Origin of the sequence: Brevibacillus humidisoli, from assembly GCF_020923435.1 — a bacterium.
GTDB classification, from domain to species: Bacteria; Bacillota; Bacilli; order Brevibacillales; family Brevibacillaceae; genus Brevibacillus_E; species Brevibacillus_E humidisoli.
On sequence record NZ_CP087263.1, the window covers coordinates 3,653,241 to 3,678,855 of the forward strand.

At 50.9% G+C, this 25,615-nt stretch carries 23 protein-coding genes; 8 read left to right on the forward strand and 15 right to left on the reverse strand.

Features of this window, described 5'->3' with window-relative positions:
- Positions 1-124: 124 nt before the first annotated feature.
- Positions 125-1,552, reverse strand: coding sequence for an aldehyde dehydrogenase family protein (locus LOK74_RS17850; RefSeq protein WP_230043360.1), 1,428 nt, complete (start codon positions 1,550-1,552; stop codon positions 125-127).
- 13 nt (positions 1,553-1,565) lie between these two features.
- Entirely contained in the window at positions 1,566-2,918 is a 1,353-nt protein-coding gene (gabT, locus tag LOK74_RS17855) for a 4-aminobutyrate--2-oxoglutarate transaminase (protein WP_230043361.1), read from the reverse strand.
- A gap of 140 nt (positions 2,919-3,058) precedes the next feature.
- On the opposite strand from gabT, the gene LOK74_RS17860 reads away from it, so the two are divergent.
- The 6 genes from LOK74_RS17860 to LOK74_RS17885 all read left to right on the forward strand — a co-directional run bounded on the left by LOK74_RS17860 (position 3,059) and on the right by LOK74_RS17885 (position 9,982).
- Positions 3,059-4,495, forward strand: a complete 1,437-nt coding sequence (locus LOK74_RS17860) for a sigma-54 interaction domain-containing protein (protein WP_230043362.1) — start codon at positions 3,059-3,061, stop codon at positions 4,493-4,495.
- A 131-nt stretch (positions 4,496-4,626) separates the two neighbouring features.
- Complete coding sequence (gene speB / locus LOK74_RS17865) at positions 4,627-5,595, forward strand: agmatinase (RefSeq protein ID WP_230043363.1); 969 nt, start codon at positions 4,627-4,629, stop codon at positions 5,593-5,595.
- 13 nt (positions 5,596-5,608) lie between these two features.
- On the forward strand, positions 5,609-7,054 hold the full coding sequence (locus LOK74_RS17870) for an aldehyde dehydrogenase family protein (RefSeq protein ID WP_230043364.1): 1,446 nt from the start codon (positions 5,609-5,611) through the stop codon (positions 7,052-7,054).
- A 73-nt stretch (positions 7,055-7,127) separates the two neighbouring features.
- Positions 7,128-8,501, forward strand: a complete 1,374-nt coding sequence (locus LOK74_RS17875) for a purine-cytosine permease family protein (protein WP_230043365.1) — start codon at positions 7,128-7,130, stop codon at positions 8,499-8,501.
- 1 nt (position 8,502) lies between these two features.
- Positions 8,503-9,303, forward strand: a complete 801-nt coding sequence (locus LOK74_RS17880) for a carbon-nitrogen hydrolase family protein (RefSeq protein WP_230043366.1) — start codon at positions 8,503-8,505, stop codon at positions 9,301-9,303.
- A gap of 10 nt (positions 9,304-9,313) precedes the next feature.
- Positions 9,314-9,982 (forward strand): cyclase family protein, encoded by a 669-nt coding sequence (locus LOK74_RS17885; protein ID WP_230043367.1) that lies wholly within the window; start codon positions 9,314-9,316, stop codon positions 9,980-9,982.
- A gap of 44 nt (positions 9,983-10,026) precedes the next feature.
- Here LOK74_RS17885 and LOK74_RS17890 read toward each other — a convergent pair whose 3' ends face one another.
- Entirely contained in the window at positions 10,027-10,971 is a 945-nt protein-coding gene (locus LOK74_RS17890; RefSeq protein ID WP_230043368.1) for a GNAT family N-acetyltransferase, read from the reverse strand.
- A 294-nt stretch (positions 10,972-11,265) separates the two neighbouring features.
- Here LOK74_RS17890 and LOK74_RS17895 point away from each other — a divergent pair, with 294 nt between their 5' ends.
- Positions 11,266-11,550: a hypothetical protein gene (locus LOK74_RS17895; RefSeq protein WP_230043369.1), complete on the forward strand. Its 285-nt coding sequence runs from the start codon at positions 11,266-11,268 to the stop codon at positions 11,548-11,550.
- Between the two features lie 317 nt (positions 11,551-11,867).
- On the opposite strand, the gene LOK74_RS17900 is transcribed toward LOK74_RS17895, so the two are convergent.
- The 3 genes from LOK74_RS17900 to LOK74_RS17910 form a co-directional block, all read right to left on the reverse strand.
- Positions 11,868-12,578 carry a B3/B4 domain-containing protein gene (locus LOK74_RS17900; protein ID WP_230043370.1) on the reverse strand — a complete coding sequence of 237 codons (711 nt, stop codon included), beginning with the start codon at positions 12,576-12,578 and terminating at the stop codon, positions 11,868-11,870.
- A gap of 89 nt (positions 12,579-12,667) precedes the next feature.
- Positions 12,668-13,306, reverse strand: a complete 639-nt coding sequence (locus tag LOK74_RS17905; RefSeq protein WP_230043371.1) for a LysE family translocator — start codon at positions 13,304-13,306, stop codon at positions 12,668-12,670.
- A gap of 70 nt (positions 13,307-13,376) precedes the next feature.
- Positions 13,377-13,994 carry an FMN-binding negative transcriptional regulator gene (locus LOK74_RS17910; protein WP_230043372.1) on the reverse strand — a complete coding sequence of 206 codons (618 nt, stop codon included), beginning with the start codon at positions 13,992-13,994 and terminating at the stop codon, positions 13,377-13,379.
- 124 nt (positions 13,995-14,118) lie between these two features.
- Here LOK74_RS17910 and pdxR point away from each other — a divergent pair, with 124 nt between their 5' ends.
- Positions 14,119-15,498: a MocR-like pyridoxine biosynthesis transcription factor PdxR gene (gene pdxR / locus LOK74_RS17915; protein WP_230043373.1), complete on the forward strand. Its 1,380-nt coding sequence runs from the start codon at positions 14,119-14,121 to the stop codon at positions 15,496-15,498.
- A gap of 116 nt (positions 15,499-15,614) precedes the next feature.
- Here pdxR and LOK74_RS17920 read toward each other — a convergent pair whose 3' ends face one another.
- From LOK74_RS17920 to LOK74_RS17960, 9 genes are all read right to left on the reverse strand, one after another.
- Positions 15,615-16,697, reverse strand: coding sequence for a tartrate dehydrogenase (locus LOK74_RS17920; protein ID WP_230043374.1), 1,083 nt, complete (start codon positions 16,695-16,697; stop codon positions 15,615-15,617).
- A gap of 23 nt (positions 16,698-16,720) precedes the next feature.
- Positions 16,721-17,935: a 6-phosphofructokinase gene (locus tag LOK74_RS17925; protein WP_230047050.1), complete on the reverse strand. Its 1,215-nt coding sequence runs from the start codon at positions 17,933-17,935 to the stop codon at positions 16,721-16,723.
- 15 nt (positions 17,936-17,950) lie between these two features.
- Positions 17,951-19,387, reverse strand: a complete 1,437-nt coding sequence (locus tag LOK74_RS17930; protein WP_230043375.1) for an aldehyde dehydrogenase family protein — start codon at positions 19,385-19,387, stop codon at positions 17,951-17,953.
- A 69-nt stretch (positions 19,388-19,456) separates the two neighbouring features.
- Entirely contained in the window at positions 19,457-20,419 is a 963-nt protein-coding gene (locus LOK74_RS17935; RefSeq protein ID WP_230043376.1) for a transketolase family protein, read from the reverse strand.
- A gap of 3 nt (positions 20,420-20,422) precedes the next feature.
- Positions 20,423-21,277, reverse strand: a complete 855-nt coding sequence (locus tag LOK74_RS17940; RefSeq protein WP_230043377.1) for a transketolase — start codon at positions 21,275-21,277, stop codon at positions 20,423-20,425.
- Between the two features lie 316 nt (positions 21,278-21,593).
- Complete coding sequence (locus LOK74_RS17945; protein WP_230043378.1) at positions 21,594-22,871, reverse strand: TRAP transporter large permease; 1,278 nt, start codon at positions 22,869-22,871, stop codon at positions 21,594-21,596.
- A gap of 4 nt (positions 22,872-22,875) precedes the next feature.
- On the reverse strand, positions 22,876-23,367 hold the full coding sequence (locus LOK74_RS17950; RefSeq protein WP_230043379.1) for a TRAP transporter small permease: 492 nt from the start codon (positions 23,365-23,367) through the stop codon (positions 22,876-22,878).
- 58 nt (positions 23,368-23,425) lie between these two features.
- Positions 23,426-24,466, reverse strand: a complete 1,041-nt coding sequence (gene dctP / locus LOK74_RS17955; protein ID WP_230043380.1) for a TRAP transporter substrate-binding protein DctP — start codon at positions 24,464-24,466, stop codon at positions 23,426-23,428.
- 36 nt (positions 24,467-24,502) lie between these two features.
- Entirely contained in the window at positions 24,503-25,540 is a 1,038-nt protein-coding gene (locus LOK74_RS17960) for an NAD(P)-dependent alcohol dehydrogenase (RefSeq protein WP_230047051.1), read from the reverse strand.
- Positions 25,541-25,615 lie beyond the last annotated feature (75 nt).

Here is a 25,615-nt window from a genome sequence, read left to right on the forward strand (position 1 = left end):
AAAGCATGCGGATTCTCTAAAAAGCGGATTGTCCCAAAAAATAGTAAAAACCTCGTATTTTCTTTTAGTATACTTGATCTAAAAGGAAATACGAGGTTCAATTTTGAAATATGTGCACATGCACTTAGGAATGGGTGTGGAAAACGACCAGTTTCAACTCCGTCATTTCTTCTACCGCATACTTCAATCCTTCACGCCCAACACCGCTTTCTTTCACACCACCGTACGGCATGTGGTCAACCCGGAAGGTAGGGATATCGTTGATCATGACGCCGCCCACCTCAAGCTGCTCCGCTGCCTTCAGTGCGGTATGCACATCATTTGTATAGATGCCTGCCTGAAGTCCATATCTGGAATCATTCACATGTGCAATGCCCTCTGCCACCGAAGAGATTTTGTTGATCAGCACAATCGGGGCGAATACCTCCTGGCACGATACCTTGGCCCCGGGATCTACATCCAGCAGTACGGTCGGATAGAGACAGTTTCCGTCCCGGATTCCCCCGGCTGCCACGACAGCTCCTTGCTGCTTTGCTTCCTCAATCCAAGCTAGTGAACGTTCCACATCCTTCGGACTGATCAAAGCGGATAGATCGCTGTCCTCTTCCAGCGGACTCCCCACTTTCAAGCTCTTCGCCTTCTCCACGAACTTCTCGACAAACTGATCGTACACCTGTTCATGTACATAGACCCGCTGCAGCGAGATGCAGACCTGACCGGCAAAGGCAAACGCTCCCGACACCGCGCGGGGGATGATCGTATCCAGATCGACGCCCTGATCGACAATCAGCGCCGAATTAGATCCAAGCTCCAGGGTGACGCGCTTCAATCCCGCTTTATTGCGGATGGCGATACCCACGGCAGGACTTCCTGTAAAGGTAATCATCTTTACTCGCTCATCCTGGATCAGTCTCTCCCCGACAATCCCCCCGCTGCCTGTTACCACATTGAACGCACCTGGCGGCATACCTGCTTGTTGCAGCAATTCAGCCAAAAACAGGGAGGAGAGCGGCGTTTGAGTAGCTGGTTTCAACACGATCGGATTGCCGGCGGCGATCGCAGGCCCCACTTTGTGTGCGACCAGGTTCATCGGAAAGTTAAACGGGGTGATCGCCGCTACAACACCCAAAGGCCGACGAACCGTGTAGGCGACCCGGTTCTCCCCACCTGCTGCTGCATCCATCGGGATCGTCTCGCCATGGATCCGCTTCGCTTCCTCCGCCGCAAACTTGTAGGTCATGACCGTTCTGCTTACTTCTCCTCTTGCTGTCGCAATCGGCTTGGCGGCTTCCAGCGCGATCAGGCGAGCACACTCTTCTGCATTCTGCTCCAGCAGCAGGACCAGCTTCTCCAGGATGGAGGCCCGTTGGTGAGCGGGCATCTGTGCCATCACGGGCCGAGCCTGTTCTGCAGCGGCAACCGCCTTGTCCACATCCGCCTCATCAGCAAAAGCCACCTCCGCCAGCAGCTCACCGCTAAACGGACTGTACAAAGGTCGGTATTCTCTGGCTTCCACCCATGTTCCATTGATAAATAAATGCTTTTTCACCACAACTTCCTCCTCTCTACCGACATTTTTCGCGAATTACCTGTTCGATCACATCCAACGCCTCATCCAACTGCTCATCCTCAATCACAAGCGGGGTTAAAAAGCGCATCACATTGCCGTACAATCCGGCACTCATCAGAATCACACCCCGTCGATGCACTTCCTGGATGATGCTGGCGGTCAGTTCCTTATCCGGCTCTTTTGTTTGTGGATCTTTTACCCATTCCACCGCCGTCATCGCACCCAGTGTGCGGACATCGCCAATCGCCGGGATCTCTTCTTGCAGCTGGCGGAAGCGGCTGGTGATCCGCTCTCCAATCTTCATCGCTCTATCCGGGAGCTGCTCCTCTTCCATCATCTCAATCACTTTAAGCGCAGCGACGCAGCCTAACGGACTTCCGCCATACGTTCCCCCGATCTCACCCGGATTGGCCGCGTCCATCACTTCCGCCCGGCCCGTGACGGCACTGATCGGCAAACCGGCCGCAATCGATTTGGACATAGTCATCAAGTCTGGCACAACCCCGTAATGCTCCATGGCAAACAACTTGCCGGTGCGTCCGAAGCCGGTCTGCACTTCATCCGCGATGAACAGAATGCCGTATTTTTCACAAATCTCCTTGACGCCTCGTACAAAACGCGCAGACGGCGCGATAAATCCGCCTTCTCCCTGTACCGGCTCCATGATGATCGCGGCTACTTCATCTGCCGGCACTTCTGCGAGGAAAAAATCCTCCATTTTACGCAGAAGCTGATCGTCCACTTGATCTGCTGTCATGCCGTAAGGGGCACGGTAATAGTACGGGTACGGCATTTTATACGTGTCTGGAGCAAACGGACCAAATCCGTATTTATACGGCTTCACTTTGCTGGTTAAGGACATCGCCATATAGGTTCTGCCGTGAAAACCGCGTTCAAAAGAAATGATAGCTTTGCGTCCTGTGTACTTGCGAGCAATCTTGATCGCATTCTCGACCGCTTCCGCCCCGCTGTTCAAAAAGAAGCTCTTCTTTTCATGCTGACCCGGAGTGATCTGATTCAACTTTTGCGCCAAAGCTACATAAGGCTCGTACATCACGACATGGAAGCAGGGATGGATATACTGGTCCAACTGCTCTTTCAACGCTTCCACCACCTTGGGCGGACAGTGGCCTGCATTGAGCGTTCCGATCGCCCCAGCCAAATCGATAAAGGTATTGCCGTCTACATCAGTGAGGAGCGCCCCCTCCGCTTTAGCCGCAAAGGTGGACATCGTATGAAACGGCCCGCGCGGCACATGCTGCTCTTTCAGTGCCATCAGGGATGATGCCTTGGGTCCTGGAATCGGTGTTTGCAAGCGAATGTATTTTCGGTTTTGCGTCGTGGTCATGAGATAAACTCCCTTCTCAACGTGGTTGCCCGTACATCTAGCAATAAGCATGCCAACTCTCCGTTTCCTTTTATAGACATACCGATTCAGGGCCGAATCACGTAAAATGGTTCATAACAATTGATCGAAGGGTGATCATGATGGAAGATTCGGCAAAGTGGTTGAAGATGGAACTGGAGGCCATCATCCGCACATCAAAAGAAAACATTGTCGTAACCGACGGACAAGGCCGTGTGCTGAAAGTAAGCCCTAATATTCTCTCTATTTACGGGAGACAAGCTCAGGACGTGATCGGAAAAACCGTGTTTGACCTGGAACAGGAAGGTGTTTTCTCTCCTTCCATTACCGCCAAAGTGCTGCGTGAGAAAAAAGAGCTGCAAACGATCCAACGAACCAATACGGGCAGAACTGTTATGGCCACCGGCTCCCCTGTTTTCGATGAGGATGGGCAGATTGTGCGGGTGATTAGCTTCTCCCATGACTTGACTGAAATCGAGAGTTTGCGGAGCGATTATGAACAACTGCTGGCCCAGATGGAGCGGTATGAGACAGAAATCGAAGAACTGCGGGAACGAGATATTCGGACCGAAGAATGGATTGCCAGCAGCAAGTCGATGCGCCGCGTGTGGGAACTGATCCAGCGGGTGGCCCGCTCTGACGCCACGGTGGTCTTCCTCGGCGAATCGGGCGTTGGCAAAACGATGCTGGCCCGTGCCCTGCACAAAGGCAGCGATCGCAGGCAGGCCAGCTTTATCGAAGTCAATTGCAGCGCGATCCCGGAAAGCTTGTTTGAATCGGAGATGTTCGGTTACGAAGCAGGCTCCTTTACCGGAGCGGATAAGAAAGGGAAGCCAGGTTTGATTGAACTGGCCGACAAAGGCACCCTGTTTCTGGACGAGTTGGGTGAATTGCCACTAGCCATGCAGGCGAAACTGCTAAAAGTGATTCAGGAAAAACAGGTGACCCGGGTAGGTGGAGTAAAACCCCGCTCGATCGATTTCCGTCTGATTGCTTCCACCAACCAGGACCTCGAAACCATGGTCAAACAGGGAAGGTTTCGCCAGGATTTGTACTATCGGCTGCATGTGATCCCGATCCAGATCCCAGCACTGCGCGAGCGACCGGAAGATATCCCGCTGCTCATGCACTACTACCTGAAAAAGTTTAATGAAAAGTACGGAACGGATAAATGGTATCATTCGGCTACCATCGAAGCGCTCATGCAGTATGATTGGCCGGGCAATGTACGCGAGTTGGAAAACTTGATCGAGAGGCTCATCATCATCGCCGATTCACAGATCATCCTGCCATCCCATCTTCCAAGCCATATCGTGCAGGAAGGCCAGGGGACAGCAGAGAAGCAACCCGTCGCTCATGTTCGGGAAAGCCATCCGCTCGCCGGCCATCACACTCTGAAAGAAGCACTGGAAGAAGTGGAGAAAGAATGGCTGCTGCAGGCTGCCCGGATGTACCGAAGCACGTATGAAATCGCCAGAGCAATCGGTTTAAGCCAGCCTACTACCGTGCGGAGACTAAAGAAGTACGGGATTAATTCAAATTTGAATCATAATTCATAAACGAATCGATTCTGCGCCTGCTTTGATTCATTATTGAATCAAATCGCCTTGTTTTCGCATTTTTTCAACTGTTCTTTTTGGCATGGATTTTGCTTCTCTTGTCTAGGCAACAAAATGCGAGGGAGGCTATTATGTACCAACCGAAAGACTCAGCCAAATCTCCGCGTTTTTGCGGAGTGAGAACGTTTATGAGATTGGAGCAGCTGCAGACTACGGACGACATTGATTTTGCCGTACTGGGCGTGCCGTTTGATACAGCCGTATCCAACCGCACCGGACAGCGCTATGGCCCTCAGCATATCCGCGATTTCTCCGTGCTGCTGCGACCCTATAACCCCGATCAAGACATTCAGATATTTGAGTACTGCTCCGGGGTAGATTACGGCGACATCGACGTCGTGCCGGGAAATATTCACCGCACCTACGACAACATGGTGGAAGGGATCTCCCCGCTGCTGGAAAAATCAGTTGTTCCGATTATCCTGGGTGGGGACCATTCGATCAGTCTGGGCAACCTGCGGGCCTTTGCCAAACATTATGGACCGGTAGCTTTGGTCCACTTTGACTCCCATTCTGACACGTGGGACAACTACTACGGAGAAAAATACATGCACGGAACACCTTTTCGGCGGGCCGTCGAGGAAGGCTTGCTGGATGTGGAACACTCCATCCAGATCGGCATGCGCGGTCCACTGTACGGTCCTGAAGATATCGAGGATGCCCGCCAGTTGGGCTTTGAGGTGATCACGATGCGGGAGTGCCGCGATATCGGCTACAGCCAGGTCTTGAAGCGGATTCATGCCCGTGCGGCTGATCGCCCGGTCTTTGTTTCGTTTGACGTCGATTTTGTCGATCCGGCATATGCTCCGGGCACAGGAACGCCGGAGGTCGGCGGACCGACGAGCCATGAAGCATTGGAATTGGTGAGGGGGTTGCATGGATTGGACCTGGTCGGTTTCGACGTGGTTGAAGTGCTCCCCTCCATGGACCCCAGTGAAATAACAGCGATGCTAGCTTCCTCTGTAGCCTACGAAATGATCAGTCTGGTTGCAATGAAGAAGCGAAGCCGACAACAGGCCCAACTGGAGCAACATCGCTAGAAAGGAGACCATGATGCAGAATTTCATCGGTGGCAGATGGATAGAGGGAGCTGGTTCCACCCGGAAAATCATCGATCCTTCCAACGAACAGATCCTTGAAGAATTCCGCGAAGCTTCCCAAGAACAGACGCAGGAAGCGATTCAAGCTGCCCGAACAGCATTTGATCATGGAGAATGGGCCCAAGACCGATCGCTGCGGGTTCGTGCCCTGCATGAATTGGCTGACCGTTTGGAAGCCGCCTCAGAGGAATTCGCCAGACTGGAGACGCTCAATACGGGCAAGCCGATTCGCGAATCGCGCTTGGACATCAGCGACTCGGTTGCCTGCCTGCGATATTATGCAGAGCTCGCAAAGGAGAGTCAGCCACAAGTGATTGCCCGGGAGGAAGAGACGGAGAGTCTGATCATTGAAGAGCCGATTGGCGTTTGTGGACTGATCGTCCCGTGGAACTTCCCCCTGCTGCTCGGTCTTTGGAAGCTAGCTCCGGCGTTGGCTGCGGGAAACACCGTTATCTTTAAACCGTCGGAGCTCACCCCGCTCACGATCGTAAAGCTGATGGAACTGGTTGAGCAATGCCCGTTTCCCTCGGGAGTGGTCAATCTGGTATTGGGCGCCGGCGATCCGGTAGGCGCAACCATCGTAAACAGCCCCGAGGTAGACAAGATTTCTTTTACCGGCGGAACCGTTACCGGCCGATCCATCTATGAAGCCTGTGCCGCTCAGATCAAGCGAGTCTCCCTCGAATTGGGAGGAAAGTCGCCGCTGATTGTGCTCAATGACGCTGACCTCGCACTGGCTGTAGAATGGGCTGTATTTGGTTCGTTCTTTAACCAGGGGCAAGTATGCGTCGCTTCATCCCGACTCCTCGTCCATCAGGATCTGGCTGACCCGTTTCTTCAGCGGTTGAGCGAGAAGCTGCAGCAGATCCGCTTCGGTCCTCCCCTCGCTGAAGAGACCGAGATCGGTCCGTTGATCAGCGCAGCGCATCGTGACCGGGTGAAGTCATATATCCAAGCCGGATTGAAAGAGGGGGCAACACTCCTCTGTGGCGGCGAGCCGGTTGGCGAACAGGGCTACTATCTGTCACCTGCCGTCTTTGTTGACGTTCACCAGGAGATGAGAATTGTACAGGAAGAAATCTTCGGACCTGTGATTACCGTGCAGACCTTTGAAACGGATGAAGAAGCGGTTGCCTTGGCCAATGGCACGCCATACGGACTGGCTGCAGGCGTACTGGCTGGAGATGTCGAGCGGGCCAGACGGATTGCTGCCCGGCTGAAGGCGGGTACGATCTGGATCAACAGCTATCACACCCCCTTTGTCGATGCCCCTTGGGGCGGATTCAAGCAGAGCGGCATCGGTCGGGAATTGGGACCGCACGGAATGAATGGCTTTACGGAAACCAAACACCTGCATGTAACACCCACCTTGGTGAGACTGGACTGGTATGGTTTCTGAGGAAGGATTCCCCTTCCTTGCCTGTATATGATTGAAAATTTCTAATTTATGAGCAAAAAGGAGATGAGACGACATGGCAAACTGGACTCAGCAGCTGGGCCGTGACAACATTACACCGACACCAAAGAACGAGCGATCGATGAACTTTTTTGCCACCTTTGCCCTCTGGTTGGCGGCCAACGTCGTGATCACCACGGTCATGACGGGAATGATGTTCGTCCCAGATATTTCATTTACCGATGCGTTGTGGGCAATCTTGATCGGCTCCGTGCTAGGGGCGATTCCACTGGCACTCACAGGCAACATCGGCACCCGTACCGGTCTGCCCACGATGGTGATTACCCGCGCATCCTTTGGACAAAAAGGAGCGATACTGCCTGCCCTCGTCAACACGATTATTCTGATCGGCTGGAGTTGGATTCAAGCTTATATGGCCGGACTGAGTCTCAATTACGCGATCGAATATGCAACCGGTTACAGCAATGTGGAACTGTTTGTCATTTTGACAGAGGTGTTGGTTGTAGCGATTACCATCTATGGACACCGCGGCGTTGAAAGAATGGAAAAATGGGTGTCTGTGGCAATGCTGCTCTTGTCTGCCGCTGTGTTTATCAAGTTGTTTACGGCCTATGATGCCGGCAGCCTTTTCACGATGCAGCTGAGCGAAAATCCGGCGATTACCGGAATCATTGCCTTTGACCTTGTCGTCGCTACCGCCTTTTCCTGGATGTCAACCGTGTGCGACTTCAACCGCAACTGCCAAGGAGAGAAAGCAGGGATGCTGGGCACGTATCTAGGCTATATTACGGCTACCGTGATCGCGATGGGATTAGGGGCGACGGTCAGCGGCTTCAGTATCCTCGCCGGAATGGAACAAACCTATGACCCAACTATCCTGCTGAATGCGCACGGATTCGGGCTGATCGCTTCCGTCGTTGTCTTTTTCTCTGTGTTGTCCACAAACGTGATGGCCTTATACAGCGCAACCATGTCTTTCATGAACGTATTTCCTAAGCTCGGGTTCTGGAAACCTACCCTGCTCATGGGAATCCTTTGTACGATTGGTGCCTTGCTGAAAGAAGCCCTGATGACAAATTTCTTCAACTTTATCCTGCTGATTGCCACGATGTTTATCCCGGTGTTTGCGATCGTACTCGTCGATTATTTCATGCTCAAGAAACGAGATTATGATGCCGAAGAGATTGCCTCTGGCAAGAAGGGGCTGTATCATTATCAAAACGGGATCAACTATGCGGCCTATGCGGCTTACGTAATCGGCGCCGTGTTTGCTTACTATTTCACCTATGTACAGCCTCTCAGCATCGGCTCTACGGTCCTGACGTTCTTCATCTCCGGAGTCGGATACTGGGTTCTGATGAAAGTGAGCGGCCAGACTACCGTACAATCCCAGCCGGATCTCGATGAAGAACAGGCCGTGGAGGCGTAAGATGAGCCAACCTGTACAGATCGCCATCGTCCAGTCATCTTTTGAGAGTGGACGGGTGACGCAAAACATCGACAAGATGATCGACAACGTGAAGTACGGCCATCAGGCCTATCCGAATGCCCGCCTGTTTCTGTTCCCGGAGCTGGCAGTAACCGGCTACGATCTTTCTCCTGCTGTGCGAAACAATGCCATAGACCGGGAATCCCCGGTCTTTTCTCCATTGCAGGAAGCAGCTCGCTCCCACTCGCTGTACCTCGGATTCGGCTATCCGGAACGGGGGGATGGTGGCGCGGTCTACAATTCTTTTATCCTGCTCGGACCGGACGGCACGATTGCCGCCCACTACCGCAAGATCCACCTGACTCCACTGGAAAAAGGCCTGTTCACCCCTGGAGATGAACCGGTGGTGGCCGAGACGAAGCTGGGCAAAATCGGAATCATGATCTGCTGGGATCTCGCCTTTCCCGAGCTGGCCCGAAAGCTTGCCCTGAGTGGAGCAGAGCTGATTCTGGCCCCGAGTGCCTGGGAGGTGCCTCACCACCTCCCGTTCCAGCGGTTTGCCATGGCCAGAGCGATCGACAACACGGTGTATGTAGCGTCCTGCAATCATGTGGGCCGTTCCGCTGAGCTGGAGTTCTTCGGTCTCTCCGCGGTGCACGGCCCAGATGGCAATCCAGTTGCCCAGGCCAAAAACGGGACAGAAGATTTGCTCGTCGTCACCATCGACCTCGACTATCCCCAGCAGTTGAGAGGGGCATTCTTTACGATGCGGGAAGAGCGCAGAACCGACCTTTACAAATGAGGTGAATTACGTGCACAAAGTTGAAAAGATAGTCGATTTGTCGATCCCGATCTCGGCAGCAACACCGATCTACCCCGGAGATCCACAACCAACCATAACGCCGGCCGCTTCCATCGATCCGGACGGTTATAACGTCAGCAGCCTCCACCTCGGGTCCCATACCGGGACCCATGTGGATGCTCCTCTTCATTTCCGTGCGGAAGGGCCCTCGATCGACAGCCTCCCCTTGCAGGCTTTTATTGGCGAAGGAGTGGTGATCGATGTGACAGGCAAAGCTCCTGCAGAACCGATTGGCATCGAAGATATTCAACCCTATCTGGAGCAGCTCGGTCCCGGCAAAATCGCCCTCATCTACACCGGATGGTCCGATTATCTGGGAGATCCACTCTACTTTCGTCATCCCTACGTCGACTCGGCAGCGATCGACGCGATGCTGGACCGTGGGATACGAACGTTTTTGATCGATGCATTAAACATCGACCCACCCGATGGAGACCGCTTTCCGGCCCATGAGAAAATCACGCGGTTGAACGGTGTGATCGGCGAAAACTTCAGCCAATTCGGAGCGATTGATTTTCCACATCCTTGGATCATGGCCTTCCCGTTGAAGATTGAGCAGGGAGACGGTTCCCCTGTGCGGGCCGTAGCTGTTAAATTTTCGAGCGGGGAGGAAGTTTGAAGCACGGAAAGGAAGCGTATCGAGCCAATTGGAGTCCATATGAACTAGATTTCTAGTCTATATTCCTCGCGTGTGGCAAACGGCATATATCCAGCCTTTTTAAAAGCGTTTGCCATTGGTATGTTGTTCACATCCGTATCAGTACGGATCAGAGTGACCCCATTGCTAAGCAAAATGTTGGTTCCCCGGTTCAGCAACAAATGAATATACCCGCGTCCCCGGTATCGCGGCACGACCCCAATGTAGCCAATCGTCGCAAAGGTTGGACTTTCCGTCGGCATCACCAGTCCGACCAAGTCACCTTGTCGGGTGTAAGCAAGCTGCCACCAACTGGGGTCATACTTCATCTGTTGAAGGTCCTCAAGCAAACTCTTTGCTTGTTCCCAGTCCCCGCGGGCTTGGCAGTCTGAGCGAATGCGGGAGTCCAATGTACCCCGGGATACCAACCGGATTGCATCAAGAAACACAGGGGTTCCAACCTCGGGAAACGAACGGAAAACGAGCTCATCAGACTCCCGAAGAGGAGCCCCCCTCATCTTCCATTCGAACCGATGGGTTACCCGCTCCTGTTTAAACCCCATTGCCTGGAGCAGTGCCTTCCGTTTTGCAGGGTGCTTCTGCCACTGCGGCGCGAGCGGTGGATCGTCCAGCACATACCCAATGCTCGTAACTCCTCTGCTGCGCATCTGATCGAGTACGAGTTGCAGCATGGCTGTGCCAAATGAAAGGTATTCCGGACTCTCCCATGGCAATTCGAGCAACACCATATCAAGCGGTTTGTCTAATGTAGGAAGGGTCCAGAAAGCCACACGCCCTCGTAGTTGAGCGGCCTGCTCAGCATAAAAACACCATTCAGGGCGCATCGAACCGATAGAGAACATCTGCTCCAGATAGTGCTGCACATCATCTGCGTAGGATGAATCCACACCTATGGAAACAAAGCGATGCGTCTCTTCTGACGTGATCGGGCGAACGGTTACCGATGTCATTTTTCTCCCTCTTTCTTTGTAGAATTGGAGATTGGTTTTGCGTTGTGAACACCATGATTGCTCCCCCTTTCTTTCGTTTTTTGTAACGATCTATATCATTTTTGATTGTTACATAGTCAGCATAACATGTTGCTTGTTGTTCGTAAAGGAAACTCTTTCCCATTAATATCCATACAAAATCAACAATTGGTCAGGGTGGTACTCGCTTCTTCATACCGGTTTGTTGCTGGCGGCTCTGTTCGTGGTATCAAAGTGGTTCAGGCGGGCTTTGCCACAAGAGGAGCGTCCATTGTAATGTATCCATTCCCCGAAAAATTTGATGCCAGTGAATGGATGGTCATCTGTGGAGTGCTGATTCTTGGCAGCTTGTTTCTTGTTCTTCCCAAGCGATTTCCGACCACCGCTACGATTGTTATGCTTATCCTTAGTGCTTTTACGGCGAGGCTGGCAGACAGCATCTTTTTGCCTTACGATTTGTGCGATGCAATGGATACAGCTACCCACAGCCTATTTGACCTGATTCTGTACACGGTGGGGTACCCTTTGTATGGGTACTTTGCCTTTTATCTATACGATTAGTGGCGATTACAAGGTTGGCACAGAGCCGTCTATGTATTCGGCTGGGCGCTAGTACACCTGTATCGAAGCGATTGGAGTGAAAGTGGGAGTTTTTACCTTTAAAGGGTGGACATCTCTCTACTCGGGGTCTGTCTATCTGGTGGTCTTTACATCTTATTTGCTGTTGTACCATCGGATCGTAGCGGAGTATCGAAAGGGGGACGCCAGCAAAACGCGAATCTACAACGGTAAGGGTTTTGGAACAAAAAAAATAGCCGATTTTCACCACGCTCAGGGGGTAACCGGCTTTATTGCTATCCTTGATGTAACGGCAGACCTTAACCGAAGATTGTAATCTCCCTATTATTACTATCTAACACTTCAATCTTCACAGTACTACCAAGATGATGTGACACTAGATCAGACAATTCTTTAAGCGCCATATGAAACTCATCGCTTCTTGTTTCATCTATTAATTCCATACAGAGGAATGCATTTTTCGTATTTTCGGTTAGCATCGTCCTCTTAGCTTCACGCCAATTCCAACATCTGCATATTGCACCTTCATCATCTTTATAAACAATTTCACCTTCATATGGCGAAGCATTTTCATCATTTCCCAATGGGATAAACGGTTCGTTGCCATTTGCCCGCGTTAGCCGAATATCGCCTACAAACGTGTCAATATCTTCTCCACCACACGGAAGCCCATAACGCAATGAAATTGAATTATAAATGTCAACAAGCGGGTTTATTGTTCCAATATGATTGCCATTTTTCACTCTTTTTAATAAAGCTTCAATGGAACACCTTGCCCCTTTCTTTGTCTTGAATTTCTGAAAAGCTTCTCGCCAAACGAATATGACTGGATTACTACTCAATTCCTCCAGGCGTAAGAATTTATGTGCTTCTTTCTCTGCCTCCTGCAGCAGCTTCTCGTATACTTCAACGTCCCTTATTGCATTATCAATCCCCTCGCAAATAACGGTGCCTATTTTTGCATGAGGGAATAACGACCAAAAATCATCCTCAATGATAAATCTGGGCATAACATATCTCTCCATTTCATTTTACTTATAGTCTTGGTCAAATCGCTATTGTTGTGTCACAACACGATAAACTTCATCAGTAATCACTCTTATGTTTTGGAGGGGCTCGCAAAGGCGGAGAATACCCCTAGAACAATATAAAAATAGCCAGTTATCCGATTCTGTACCTTTGAACTCACTTTACTACCCAGCATCCGCTTTCCAATACTTGCTGCAAGAACTGCATACAGACCATCACAAATAATTGCCAGGGTAACAAAGATGGTTCCTAAAAGCAAAAATTGTACTGTGACTGATCCGACAGAAGGGGATATGAATTGCGGAAAGAAGGCTAAAAAAAAGAGTGCTGTCTTAGGATTCATTACTTCTACGAGCGCTGATTGGTAAAAAATCTTTCCTAATTTTTTGCGAGGGGCTTGTGTATTTTCTGGAGTCTTACGATCAGATGTAGAAAATAAAGTCTTGCAACCCAGATAGATTAGATAAGCAGCACCCAGATATTTTACGATAGTAAAGGCTGTTGCTGATGTCATTAGGATCGCAGATACTCCAATTGCTCCAGCTAAAACGTGAACAGAACCACCAAGAGATACACCAAGAGCTGATACCAAGCCCGCTTTCTTCCCTTGCTCAATACTTCTTGCCATAATATAGAATACAGCTGGTCCAGGTATGATGATCAATGCAGCAGCAGAAATGACAAAGAGCCAAATCGTTGAAAACTCCATAAGAGGCAACTCCTTGTTGTATTTTTGCACATGATAGAATTGAGATCCTTCTTGGTTGGTAGAAGCAAGGTTACACTTTATTTTTAAGGTTCGCTTTCATCAAGGAGGCAATTTGTTGCTCGTTTGGAAACGGAATCTGTTCCAACTGTTTTACAATGAGCTCTTGTCTGTGTACGGAATGGTTTTGACTTACCTTTGCTTTCCCTTCCATCCTATCGATTTTTATCTTGAATCCTTGAACGCCTTTGTTCATACCAGCGAGAAACTCAGCATCTACATCCTGCAATCTGTAAGAACTGTCAGGAGCTTCATACTTCAATACCATATCATTCAAGGAACTCATTAACTCTTGTTCATCCTCGATTAGCTCAACTTCACCGTAAACATGAACAGTTACATAATTCCACGTTGGCACTGCTTGATTGGTCTCATACCAGGAGGGAGAGATATAACAATGAGGACCATGGAAAACAGCTAAGACTGTCTGATTTTGAATATCCCTCCACTGTGGGTTCGGACGGGCAAAATGACCGTACAAATAGGTTTTCTCCTTATTCAACACCAGAGGCAGATGGGTAGCGAAGGGCGTTCCGTTATGAATGGAAAACAATGTTGCAAAACTGTTCTCCTGTATGACGTGGTAGGCAGCAGTTGCTTCTTTCATCGCAAAATGCTTTGGGATATACATTTGAAGCCTCCTCGCAATCCTATTTTTGACACACAACAGATATCCTTTACACGGTATGATATAATTCAAACTGACATTAAAAAAGGTACAATACTAAAAAAATGAGCATGTCAGGGAGATGCAAATGAAAAATACCATTTTTACCTTCAAAGATAACTCTCCTAAATACAAACAAATCTACGAGAAATTTAAATCATTTATTGAGCAAGGTGACATAAAGGCGGATGAGCCACTACCCTCGATTCGTCAACTTGCAGATTCCTTACACGTAAGCCGTAATACAACATTAATGGCATATGAACAACTTGTTGCTGAAGGGTACATTCGTGGCGAGGGCCGAAAAGGTTATTTTGTAAATGAGTTAGAGCCCCTTCTATTTCAAGAGGCTCGCAGCTCTTCTACTCACAAGCAAACAGAGTCGGTACCACCTGTTCGCATTGATTTCCGCGCAGACGTCGTCGATCAATCGCATTTCCCTTTAAAAACGTGGAGGAGGATCTCGAATCAAGTATTAACGGAAAAGGACAGCTTTCGATACGGGGAACCTTTTGGCGAATTGTGCCTACGCGAACAAATCGCAGCATATATACTCCAGTCTCGTGGGGTGAGAACAGACCCCAATGCAGTCATTATCGGAAGTAGTACCCAACAAATGCTTTTGTATCTCGGTCTTGTCCTGAAACATGATTTTTCTAGCATGATCGTGGAGGATCCTGGTTATGATGGCGCTAGGGAAGCTTTTCGATTAAATGGTTTTACGCTTGAAACGTTACCCGTTTATGAGACAGGCGCGGATTTATCACACTTAGAACATATGAAATCACGATTAATTTATGTGACGCCGTCCCATCACAGTCCATACGGAGTAAGCATGCCCATTCAACAAAGGCATGCGCTTATCCGTTGGGCAAACAAGATGCAAGGATATATTATCGAAGACGATTATGATAGTGAATTTCGCTATTCACAAAAACCATTTCCTGCTCTTGCCTCCATTGATTCAGCAAGAGTCATTTATTTAGGGAATTTCTCAAAATCATTTCTTCCGGGAATCCGTTTAACTTATATGGTGTTGCCAGAGTTAGTTTTACATCGTTATAAAAAGCATTTTACTCATTTTGAGAGTCCCACATCGCTTTTCAGCCAACTCACAATGGCAAAATTTATGCAATTGGGAGAATGGAATCGCCACGTTAAACGAATGCGTCTTGTTTATAAGAGGAAAATGCTGCACTTAGTTTCTGAATTAAAAAAGCAATTTGGCCAAAATATTTCTATCATCGGCGAGCAGTCTGGTTTGTACGTATTAATCAAATTACACCTGAACCGTTCAGAAGAATGGTTCATCCAACGCGCTTTTTCTTATGGTGTAAACGTGTGTCCCACCTCACTCTACTTTATTAAAAATAAAACCGATCACCCAATCATTAAACTTGGATTTAGTCATCTTTCTTGTGAAGAAATTGGGCTTGGTGTTGGGCTCTTAAAAAAGGCATGGATGTGAATCGAAAGGAGTTACCACTTCGCATTACGGCCGCTCAATCAAAGATAATATAAAGCCGGTTACACCCTTAACGTGGTGAAAACCGGCTATTTTTGTGTCCATACAAGGTCGAAGCCTTATCCCAATGCATCTGCCGAACCCAACCGCTCCAATACGGCGCTGCCCACTTGTTGTGTGGAGGCGTGTCCTCCCATGTCAGGAGTGAGCGAATGTCCGTCCACCAGTACTTGTTCGACGGAACGGAGTACTTGCCGACCCCACTCTTCATGCCCCAGGAAATCAAGCAGTTGGCTGGCTGACCAAATCGCTGCCAGTGGATTGGCGATCCCTTTGCCAGCAATATCGGGAGCCGATCCGTGGATCGGTTCAAACATGGACGGATAGGTGCGCTCCGGGTTGATGTTGGCGCCCGCCGCCAGCCCCAGTCCGCCCGCAATCGCTGCTCCCAGGTCAGTCAGGATATCGCCAAACAGATTGGAGGTCACGACCACCTCAAATCGCTCCGGCTGTTTCACAAAAAACATGCTGGCCGCATCGACGAGATAAGAATAGGTCTGTACGTCAGGATACTCTGCCCCTATTTCGTCAAACAGCTGATCCCAGAATACCATCGAATACTGCAGGGCGTTCCCTTTGCTGATGCTGGTCAATGTTTTTCCCGTCTGTCTGGCCACCTCGTAGGCGTAGCGGATGATCCGTTCCGTACCTTTACGCGAAAACACACCTGTCTGCAAGACAACCTCTTCTGGCTTGCCCTTAAACAGCCAATCGCCCGCTCCTGCGTATTCACCTTCGCTGTTTTCCCGGATCACCAGCATGTCTACCTGCTCCTGTGTTACATCCTTGAGCGGGCATGGCGCGCCTTGCAGCAGTTTGATCGGACGCAGGTTGACGTATTGGTCAAAGCCTTTTCGTATTTTCAAGAGCAGGCCCCATAGAGAGAGGTGGTCTGGCACCCCCGGATAACCGACAGCTCCCAGGTAGATGGCATCAAATGCCTGCAGCTGCTCCAATCCATCGTCATCCATCATCTTCCCGTGTTTGACGTAATACTCGCATCCCCAAGGAAAATAGGCGAACTCGAACTCAAATCTGCCGTCCAGTTCCGCCGTTTTTTGCAGTACGCGGATTCCCTCCGCGATCACCTCCGGACCGATCCCATCGCCCGCAATGACAGCGATCTTGTAACGTTTGCGCAAAAGCCGCTCCTCCTTTTTCTCCACTAGTACTGGTTTACTGGCAACAAATGACGATACGCCGGCAGACCGTTGATCGTCGGAATGGTTACTTCTCCTTGAATCAATGGAAGCACATAGTCAATAAATGCCTCCGTCATCGTACAGTTCTGAGCATCATACCAAGTGGTTGGCACTACTTTTTCCCGGCTGGCCACAGCCTCCAAAGGTATAGATCCGTAAACAACATCATACGCTGTCCCACCGCAGCGTTCAATGGTAACCATGGTGCCGGACAGCCCCTCCTCCGCGTGTTCCACCGCCTGTTTGCCCACCCGGTAGGCTTCTTCGGCGTCCACTTTCGAACAGAGCGCAATGCTGCTCCGCTGCCAGACGCTTGGCAATACGTAGCGGGCTGTCAGTTTGGTACGCTCCTCAATAACCTGTGTCAGATAGGAAGATACTCCCCCCAAGCGCGGTCGCCCCAACGGATCAAGCTTTGCATGCTCATCGCCTACCAGTCTGCCCTGTTCATCGCGGATCCCTTCCGATACGACGACAAGACAGTAACCGTACTGGCTATGGGTCTCTATCACCTTGGCCAAAAACTGTTCGATGGAAAAAGCGGACTCGGGGATGTAGATGAGCAAGGGGATGTCGGAGCTTACCTGTTGGACCAGCGCACAGGCGGCAGCGAGCCAGCCCGTGTTCCGCCCCATAGCTTCTACGATGGTCACACGATTGCTCTTGGCCAGGCTTTTCACATCCATCTCGATGTCGAGAATACAGGTTGCAAGAAATTTTGCCGCGCTGCCAAAACCCGGCGAATGATCGGTGTTGAGCAGATCGTTGTCAATTGACTTCGGCACGCCGATGACAGCCAATGGGTAGCCACGCCGTTTAGCTTCCTGATCGATGAGGCTGGCTGCTTTCATCGAGCCGTTGCCGCCGATGTAAAAAAAGTAGCGAATCTCCCGGCTGACGATGTAATCAACGATGCGCTCCAGATCGTGTGCGGTCAGCTTGTAACGCCAGGTGCCAAGGGCGGCACCCGGCGTATTCCTCACCTGCAGCAGTTTGTCGTGGGAAAGCTCGTCGAGATGAATGTATTCGTTGTGGAGCAGTCCGTATATGCCGTTGATTCCCCCGTAGATACGCTCAATCTTTTGCGATTGGAGCGCTCTCTCCACGATACCGATCAACGATTGATTGATCACGGCGGTCGGTCCGCCCGATTGGGCAATTAAGCAATTCCCCTTCATCGCCTTCACCTGTAGCTACTCTTCCAGATTGACCACGACCGTGACCGTCTCCAGCATCTCCTCGATCGCATAAGCGGGGCCCTCTCTGCCAATCCCGCTTTCTTTTACTCCGCCGTAGGGCATCTGATCCGCACGGAAGCAACACGTGTCGTTTACGATCACCCCGCCAACCTCCAGTTGGTACGGGATTTTATAAGACAAGTTTAAGGATTTGGTGTAAATCCCTGCCTGCAGTCCGTATTTCGAATCATTGACGAGTTGGATGGCTTCCTCGATTGTTTGGTACGAGGCCACCGTCACGACCGGTGCAAATACCTCTTCGTCCACTACCTTCATCCCTTTGCCTGCATTGACGATCACAGTCGGGTAAAACAGGCTGCCTTCGCGCTTCCCGCCCGTCACGATCTGCGCTCCGGCCGCAGCCGATTCCTGTACCCAGGATTCAATCCGCTTCGCTTCTTTTTCACTAATCATCGGACCTACAGTTGTTTCCGGATCAAGCGGATCCCCCACCTTGAGTTGGGCTACATGGGCGAGAAAGGCATCCATAAACTGTGCCTCTACTGCTTGATGGACATAGATGCGCTGAACAGAGATACAGATTTGCCCCGCGTGGGCAAAGGCCATTTTTGCCAGTTTGGCTGCGGCCTTCTCTACATCGGCATCTTCGTGAACAATAGTCGCCGAGTTTGATCCCAGTTCGAGTGTCACCTTGCGCAAGCCAACGGTTTCTTTGATGTGCTTGCCGACCTCCGGTGAGCCGGTAAACGTGTAGTATGCGATGCGCGGATCTTTTAGCAGCTGCTCGCCAACGGTTGATCCACCGCCTACCACGCAGTGCACGTAGCCTTTGGGCACCCCCGCTTGCTCCAGCAGCCGGCACAGCTTTAGGGCAACCAAGGCTGTATCGGATGCCGGCTTGATGATGATCGGGTTTCCTGCCGCCAGCGCCGGCGCCACTTTGTGCGTCACCAGATTGAGCGGAAAGTTAAACGGAGTGATCGCTGCAACCACGCCAACCGGCTTTTTTACGGTGTAAATAAAGCGTGACTCCAGGCCTGGCGCTGCTTGACTGGGAATCAGCTCACCTTTGATTTTCTTCGCTTCCTCAGCCGCCATCAGGAACGTATTGGCGGAACGCCTCACCTCTACACGTGCGTCGGAGATCGGTTTGCCCCCTTCCCTTGCGATGGTTTCAGCAAAATCGTCTTCGTTTTCTTTTAACAATTGGGATAGTTTGGCCAAAACCGTGTAGCGGTATTCGAGCGGAAACGGGACTTGTTTGAAGGCGTATTCCGCCGAGCTGACCGCCTGATCTACTTCTTTAACCCCTGCTTTGCAGACATGGGCAACCACGTCACCCGAGTATTTGTTGTAGATGGTATGTGTCTCGTCTGTTTCTATCCATTCGCCATCAATGAACAGCTTCTGTTTTTCAATGGACTTCTCCATTTTTTCTCCTCCCCAAACCATGTATGACTGTTGTCTGGTGTTAGACCGGCCTTTGGTCAATCCAGACGACTATTTCCCCGCTTTGATCCGGAGTACTTCCTTTGCCCGCTTCACGATGTGTCCAGTCGAGATTTCGTACTTTTGCAGCAATGCATCGTTAGGCCCTGATTCCGAATTCTTGTCGTTTACGCCGACTCGCAGCATGGGTACCGGGCAGTGTTCTACCAAGACTTCCGCAACTGCGCTGCCGAGACCACCGTAGATACTGTGCTCCTCGCAAGTTACGAGTGCTCCCGTCTGCTTGGCGGCATCGATAATCGCATCACGGTCAATCGGCTTGATCGAAGGCATGTGCAGCACAGCGGCGGAGATCCCTTCTTGTTCCAGCAGATCAGCCGCTTCCCATGCGCGCACTGTCTGCGTACCAGTGCCAATCAGCGTAACATCGCTGCCCTGCTTCAATTCAACAGCCTTGCCTAATGTAAATGAATAATCCTGGGGCATCACAACCGGTAGTGGATCGCGTGCCAGCCGGATATATACCGGCCCTGTATGCTCGTGGGCAAATCGCATCACATGCTGCACTTCGGACGCATCTGCCGGAGCCAGTACGACCATGTTGGCCAAACTGCGCATGATCGCGATATCTTCTAACGCTTGATGGGTTTTGCCTGTGCAGCCCGTCAACAGTCCGCTGTAGGCACCGATCAGTTTCACATCTAGTTTGGGCTGGGCCACCGTCACCTGAATCTGATCAAGCGAGCGCTTGGCGATAAAAGCAGCGAACGAACAAGCCCAAGGCTGCAGTCCGACCGTAGCCAGCCCGGCGGCTGCGCCGATCATGTTTTGCTCAGCGATGCCCATTTGCAAAAACTTGGACGCATTTTTCTCTGCCACCAGGTTCAGTTTCGTCGAGTTGGCCAGATCGCCGTCCAGGGCGTATACGCGAGGATCGCTGATCGACAACTGCAGCAGTGTTTCACCAAATACATCCCGCATCGAGACCAAATTGCCGTTCTGTATCGTCTGCATCTCTTACACCTCCACACCCAGTTCTTGCAGTGCGCTGTTCAGCTCATCATCGGTAGGTACCCTTGAATGCCACAGGTAGGCATTTTCCATAAAGCTGACACCCTTCCCCTTCACCGTGTGAGCGATCAGCACCGTGGGTTTTCCCTTTGTTGCTTTTGCCTGGCTGCAAGCAGTGAGAATCTGTCCAAAGTGATGACCGTCAATCTCCATCACATTCCAGCCAAACGCTTCCCATTTCTTTTCCGGAGAGGGTACCGGTACGGCTCGTTCGCGTCCGTCGCTTCCTTCCCAGCCGTACTGCTGCAGCTTGTTGTAGTCCATGATCACGACCAAGTTGTCCAACCCGTATCGAACGGCAGCGTCGGCTGCTTCCCACACCTGCCCTTCCTGTGACTCCCCGTCGCCAATCATGCAATAGGTGGTAAACGTCTTACCCGTCAGTTTAGCCCCCAGCGCCATGCCAACTGCAGTGGAGATCCCCTGACCCAGCGATCCTGTCGACATATCCAATCCCGGCAGGATGTTCATGTCCGGATGGGCTTGCAGCCGAGAATCGATTGCATCAAACGTGTAGAGCTCTTCCAACGGATAGTAACCCTTTTGCGCGAGCACCGCGTACAAGGCAATAGCCGAATGTCCCTTTGACAGCACGAAACGATCCCGATCTTCCCACTGCGGCTCTTCCGGTCTGACATTCATCACCTCGTAGTAGAGACTGATCAACAGATCAGTTGCAGACAGCGGCCCGCCGATATGACCTGCTCCGGCATGATGTACCGTTTTGATAATCAACGCTCTCGTTTCCGCTGCCTTTTGCTGCAAGAATGAAATCTTTTCCTGATCCAGTACGGTTTCCATCTGCATCCTCCTTTTCACTTCTCTTCTCTTTCGTGCCCACATCTCACAACGGCTGTGTGAATGAATCCAGTTGACTGCACACTAGGTTAAGCGCTTAACCTAACAATTATAAAAAACAGCGACTATTCCATATTTTTAATATAGGGTAATCGCTTAACCAAACCCTATTATAATATACATGTTTTCAGATGCAAAGACTCTTTCTGCTTTTCCCCGTTCACAATCCGGGAAGTCGGCGGCAGAAGCGCTTTGCTTTTGCCTGTGCTTGTGCCTCTACCGCCAACTGAATCACCCGGAAAGAAAATGTCCCGAATCACTAGTCCTTTACTAATGACGGTATCCACGTGGATAATTCCGGTACAAAAGAAATAATCAACACGTCAACGAAGAGTAGGATAATTAAAGGAACCGCTGCTTTGGCGACACGCCCGATGGACAACTTGGAGAGCTGCGACACCACAAACAAGTCGATCCCAACCGGTGGAGTCACCAATCCGATAGCCAGGTTGACGACCATGATTGTTCCGAAATGGACTGGGTCAATTCCAAGGTTGACGGCAGTGCTCAACAACAGCGGAACAAAAATCAGAATGGCCGCTCCCCCGTCCAGAAACATCCCGGCCAATAAAAGCAGGACGTTCATCATGATCAAGAACACGTATTTATTGGTGACCAATTCCGAGATAAATCCGTACACCATGTCCGGCACACCGGTAATATTGATAAAGAAACCAAACAAACCGGCTGCGCCGATGACAATCATGATGACAGAGCTGGCAATTGCCGAGTCCCTCAAGGTCTCGACCAGTTTCTGTACGCTAATCTCCCGGTAGACGAGAAATCCGATCACAAACGAGTAAACCACTGCAATAACGGATGCCTCGGTGGGCGTAAATATGCCTGTGTAGATTCCGCCCAGCACGATCACTGGCATCAACAGAGCCAGAATCGCTTCTTTGAACGCTTTTCCAACATCGCGAATGCTTTGACGCTCCACGCCATGATAGCCGCGTCGCTTGGAGATGATATAGGCGCTAATCAGCAGGGAAACCGTGATCAGCAATCCCGGCAAGATCCCCGCCAGAAACATATCGCCAATCGACACTTCCGCAGCAACACCATATAAGATCATGGGGATGCTGGGGGGAATAATCACGCCTAGCGCACCCGAGATCGCCTGATTCGAGGCCGCATACTCGATGTGGTATCCCCTGGCCACCATCGCCGGTATCAGGATGGAACCAATCGCCGCTGTCGTCGCTGCTCCTGATCCGGAGATCGCGGCAAAAAACATGGACGTGATAATCGCTACCATGGCCAAACCACCCGTGCGATGTCCCACCAGCGCGCTTGCAAAGTTAACCAGTCGCTGCGAAAGACCGCCCGCGGTCATCAGGTTGCCAGCGAGAATAAAAAAAGGAATCGCCATCAGCGGAAAGGAATTCATCGCGATAAAGATGCGCTGCGGGATAATCTCCAGCGGCAGTGTGTCGTGAAACCACACACCGACGATCGTCGCCAAGCTCAGCGAAGAGGCAATCGGGACGCTTAGGAAGAGGAGGACAGCCAGCGAGATAAAAAAGAGAGCAAGCATGCTTTTACTCCTCCGTTCCTATGAACTCTTCCAGGATGCAGGAGAGAGAGTTCAGCAAGAGTAACAGTCCGCCGATCGGCAGTGACAAATAGATCCAAAACATGGAGAGCCCCGTTCCCGGAGCCTCTTGCATCGCAAAACTTTCTGCCAGTTTCCAGCCGTAGATCATCATAATCACGTAAAATACAAGGGAAATCAGATGGGTTGACACTTTGATCCACTTTTTTACCCTCGCAGGGGCTACCTCTGGAACGATTTCAACAGCCAGCAGGCTCCCTTTGCGCAGTGCCAGCGAAGAGCCGATCAAGACCATGAAAATCATTAAAAACCGAGCCAGTTCCTCAGACCAGGCCAGAGATGACCCGAAGGCGTAACGGGCCATGACCTGCCAAAAAATCAGAATGGACATGACCGCAATGATCAGCGCCAAGCCCCAACCGAAGATTTTATTTACACGATCCACTAGGTGAATATACGACTGTAGGACTCCTCTCATCGTTACCCTCCTATCTCGGAAGCGGGTGGCAATGAACCATTACCACCCGCTCCGCTATTTAATATTTGAAATTCCGAACCTTGTCGATCAGTTCCTGGCCGATTTGCGGTGCCCATTTTTCATAGACGGCGTCTACCTTTGCCTTGAAGGACTCTTTGTCTGGCTGCGTAATCGTCAAACCCTGCTCTTCCAGGAACGCTTTTGCTTCGTCAATCTTGTCCTGGTTCGCCTGACGTCCCTTTGGTACCGCGTATTCAGCAGCCTTTAGCACCGCTTCTTGCTGCTCAGGGGTGAGCGACTCAAACAGCGCCTTGCTGATCGCAATCGGAGCTGGTGCATATCGGTCATCCAGCAGAGCTACACTGGATTGCACTTCGTATATTTTCGAAGATTGGATTGTCGCTGGAGAATTGGAGTGTCCATCGATTACCCCTTGCTGGAGTGCCGTAAACACTTCCGGCCAAGCCATCGGTGTCGGGTCTGCTCCATACGCTTTCCAACTGTCAATCTGTACTTCGTTCTCTTGGACGCGGATCTTCATTCCCTTGACATCGTCTACCGTTTGAATCGGTTTGTTGGAAGTGGTGGCAACAAATCCGTTTTCCACCCATCCCAGAATCTTTACGTTGGCTGCCTGTTCAAACTTTTGGGCCAATTCGTCGCCAATCTCTCCGTCCAGAACAGCAAATGCATGTTCTCTGCTCTCAAACAAGAATGGCAAATCGAACATGTTAAACTCTTTTACCCAGTTCCCCATCGGACCGGCCGAAATAATCCCCATATCGAGGGAATTGAGACCCATCATCTCAAATACTTCTCGTTCTCCGCCAAACGCGTTGTTATAGTAGATTTTTACCGACATCTTGCCATCCGTTACACGTTCCAATTCTTCCTTGAACGCCTTGGCGGTGATGTCAAACTTTGCGCCTTCCGGTTCCGGAATGCTCAGGTCTAGAACGAGGGGAGATTCAGACCCCGTGTTCGTCTCCCCTCCGCTCGCTTCCGACGGAGCGGACGTGCCAGACTGGCCGCACGCCGCGATGGTAAAGGACAAGATAGCTGCCAACAGAACGGGTAACCACTTTTTATGTTTTTGCACGATTCATACCCCTTTTCTTTTTTCATTGATGTTTGATTACAAATGTGGATATACGATCACTTTCATGCTGCCGCTTTTGTTCGTCCTGGCCCGCTCCAGTGCCGCACCCGTCTGTACCAGCGGATACTGATCCGTAAGTAAAACGCTTACATCATTCTCACTGGATGCCATCAATTCCACCCCTAAGGGATAGGTGTTGGTATAGCGATAGGTGCTGTATAGGTCAATCTCTCTCTGAAGCATCAGCGTGAGATTGACCGGCACTCTATCTTCCGCAGGGAAACCGATCAGCACCAGTTTTCCTCCGCGTTTTGCCGCCTCTACTCCACTGTCAATCGCTCTCGCGTTGCCCGACGTATCAATTACCATGTCGACACCCAGGTTCTGGGTAAGCCTGCTCACTTCTTCCACCACGTTCTTTTCTCCCGCTTGAATCGTGGCAGTGGCCCCCAGCTTCTCTGCCAATCCCAGACGAAACGGCTCTACGTCACTGACGATGATCTGGCGGGCGCCATATGCTTTGGCAGCGATAATCGCGGTCAATCCGACAGGGCCCATCCCCATGATCAGCACCGATGACCCAGGTTGCAACCCCGCCCGCTTTACGGCATGAATCCCCACCGAGAGAGGTTCAATCAAGGTCGCGCATTCAAATGAGAGGTGATCGGGGATCGGAAACAGCAGATCTTCCGGATGACAGATATACTCCGCAAATGCCCCGTCGACCGGCGGTGAGGAGAGAAAGGCCACATGCGGGCACAAGTTGTACCTTCCCTCTTTACACCATTGGCACTTGCCGCAGGTGATGCCTGGCTCCACCGCCACTCTGTCCCCTAGTTGAAACCTGGTCACCTCACTGCCGATTGCGACCACAATACCAGCACATTCGTGTCCCTGAACCAGCGGTTTCTCCACTTTGCGGGCACCAATTCTGCCGTGCTCATAGTAGTGCACATCTGATCCGCAGACCCCGACGGCCATCACTTTCACCAGTACATCATGCGGTCCAGGGTGAGGGACAAGTCTCTCTTCAATCGTTACCGTCAGAGGTTTCTGCAGGACAGCCACCTTCATCTTGTGAGGCAAATCCGGCAGCCTTCTAAGCGTATCTTCTTGTATGGCCGACACTGGTTTCTTCACCACCCTATC

Coding starts and splice junctions, on each gene's coding strand:
- gabT (WP_230043361.1), bottom strand. CDS start 2,918: ATGACCACGACGCAAAACCGAAAATACATTCGCTTGCAAACACCGATT.
- LOK74_RS17860 (WP_230043362.1), top strand. CDS start 3,059: ATGGAAGATTCGGCAAAGTGGTTGAAGATGGAACTGGAGGCCATCATC.
- speB (WP_230043363.1), top strand. CDS start 4,627: ATGTACCAACCGAAAGACTCAGCCAAATCTCCGCGTTTTTGCGGAGTG.
- LOK74_RS17870 (WP_230043364.1), top strand. CDS start 5,609: ATGCAGAATTTCATCGGTGGCAGATGGATAGAGGGAGCTGGTTCCACC.
- LOK74_RS17875 (WP_230043365.1), top strand. CDS start 7,128: ATGGCAAACTGGACTCAGCAGCTGGGCCGTGACAACATTACACCGACA.
- LOK74_RS17880 (WP_230043366.1), top strand. CDS start 8,503: ATGAGCCAACCTGTACAGATCGCCATCGTCCAGTCATCTTTTGAGAGT.
- LOK74_RS17890 (WP_230043368.1), bottom strand. CDS start 10,971: ATGACATCGGTAACCGTTCGCCCGATCACGTCAGAAGAGACGCATCGC.
- LOK74_RS17895 (WP_230043369.1), top strand. CDS start 11,266: ATGTATCCATTCCCCGAAAAATTTGATGCCAGTGAATGGATGGTCATC.
- LOK74_RS17900 (WP_230043370.1), bottom strand. CDS start 12,578: ATGCCCAGATTTATCATTGAGGATGATTTTTGGTCGTTATTCCCTCAT.
- LOK74_RS17905 (WP_230043371.1), bottom strand. CDS start 13,306: ATGGAGTTTTCAACGATTTGGCTCTTTGTCATTTCTGCTGCTGCATTG.
- LOK74_RS17910 (WP_230043372.1), bottom strand. CDS start 13,994: ATGTATATCCCAAAGCATTTTGCGATGAAAGAAGCAACTGCTGCCTAC.
- pdxR (WP_230043373.1), top strand. CDS start 14,119: ATGAAAAATACCATTTTTACCTTCAAAGATAACTCTCCTAAATACAAA.
- LOK74_RS17925 (WP_230047050.1), bottom strand. CDS start 17,935: ATGAAGGGGAATTGCTTAATTGCCCAATCGGGCGGACCGACCGCCGTG.
- LOK74_RS17930 (WP_230043375.1), bottom strand. CDS start 19,387: ATGGAGAAGTCCATTGAAAAACAGAAGCTGTTCATTGATGGCGAATGG.
- LOK74_RS17935 (WP_230043376.1), bottom strand. CDS start 20,419: ATGCAGACGATACAGAACGGCAATTTGGTCTCGATGCGGGATGTATTT.
- LOK74_RS17940 (WP_230043377.1), bottom strand. CDS start 21,277: ATGGAAACCGTACTGGATCAGGAAAAGATTTCATTCTTGCAGCAAAAG.
- LOK74_RS17945 (WP_230043378.1), bottom strand. CDS start 22,871: ATGCTTGCTCTCTTTTTTATCTCGCTGGCTGTCCTCCTCTTCCTAAGC.
- LOK74_RS17950 (WP_230043379.1), bottom strand. CDS start 23,367: ATGAGAGGAGTCCTACAGTCGTATATTCACCTAGTGGATCGTGTAAAT.
- LOK74_RS17960 (WP_230047051.1), bottom strand. CDS start 25,540: ATGAAGGTGGCTGTCCTGCAGAAACCTCTGACGGTAACGATTGAAGAG.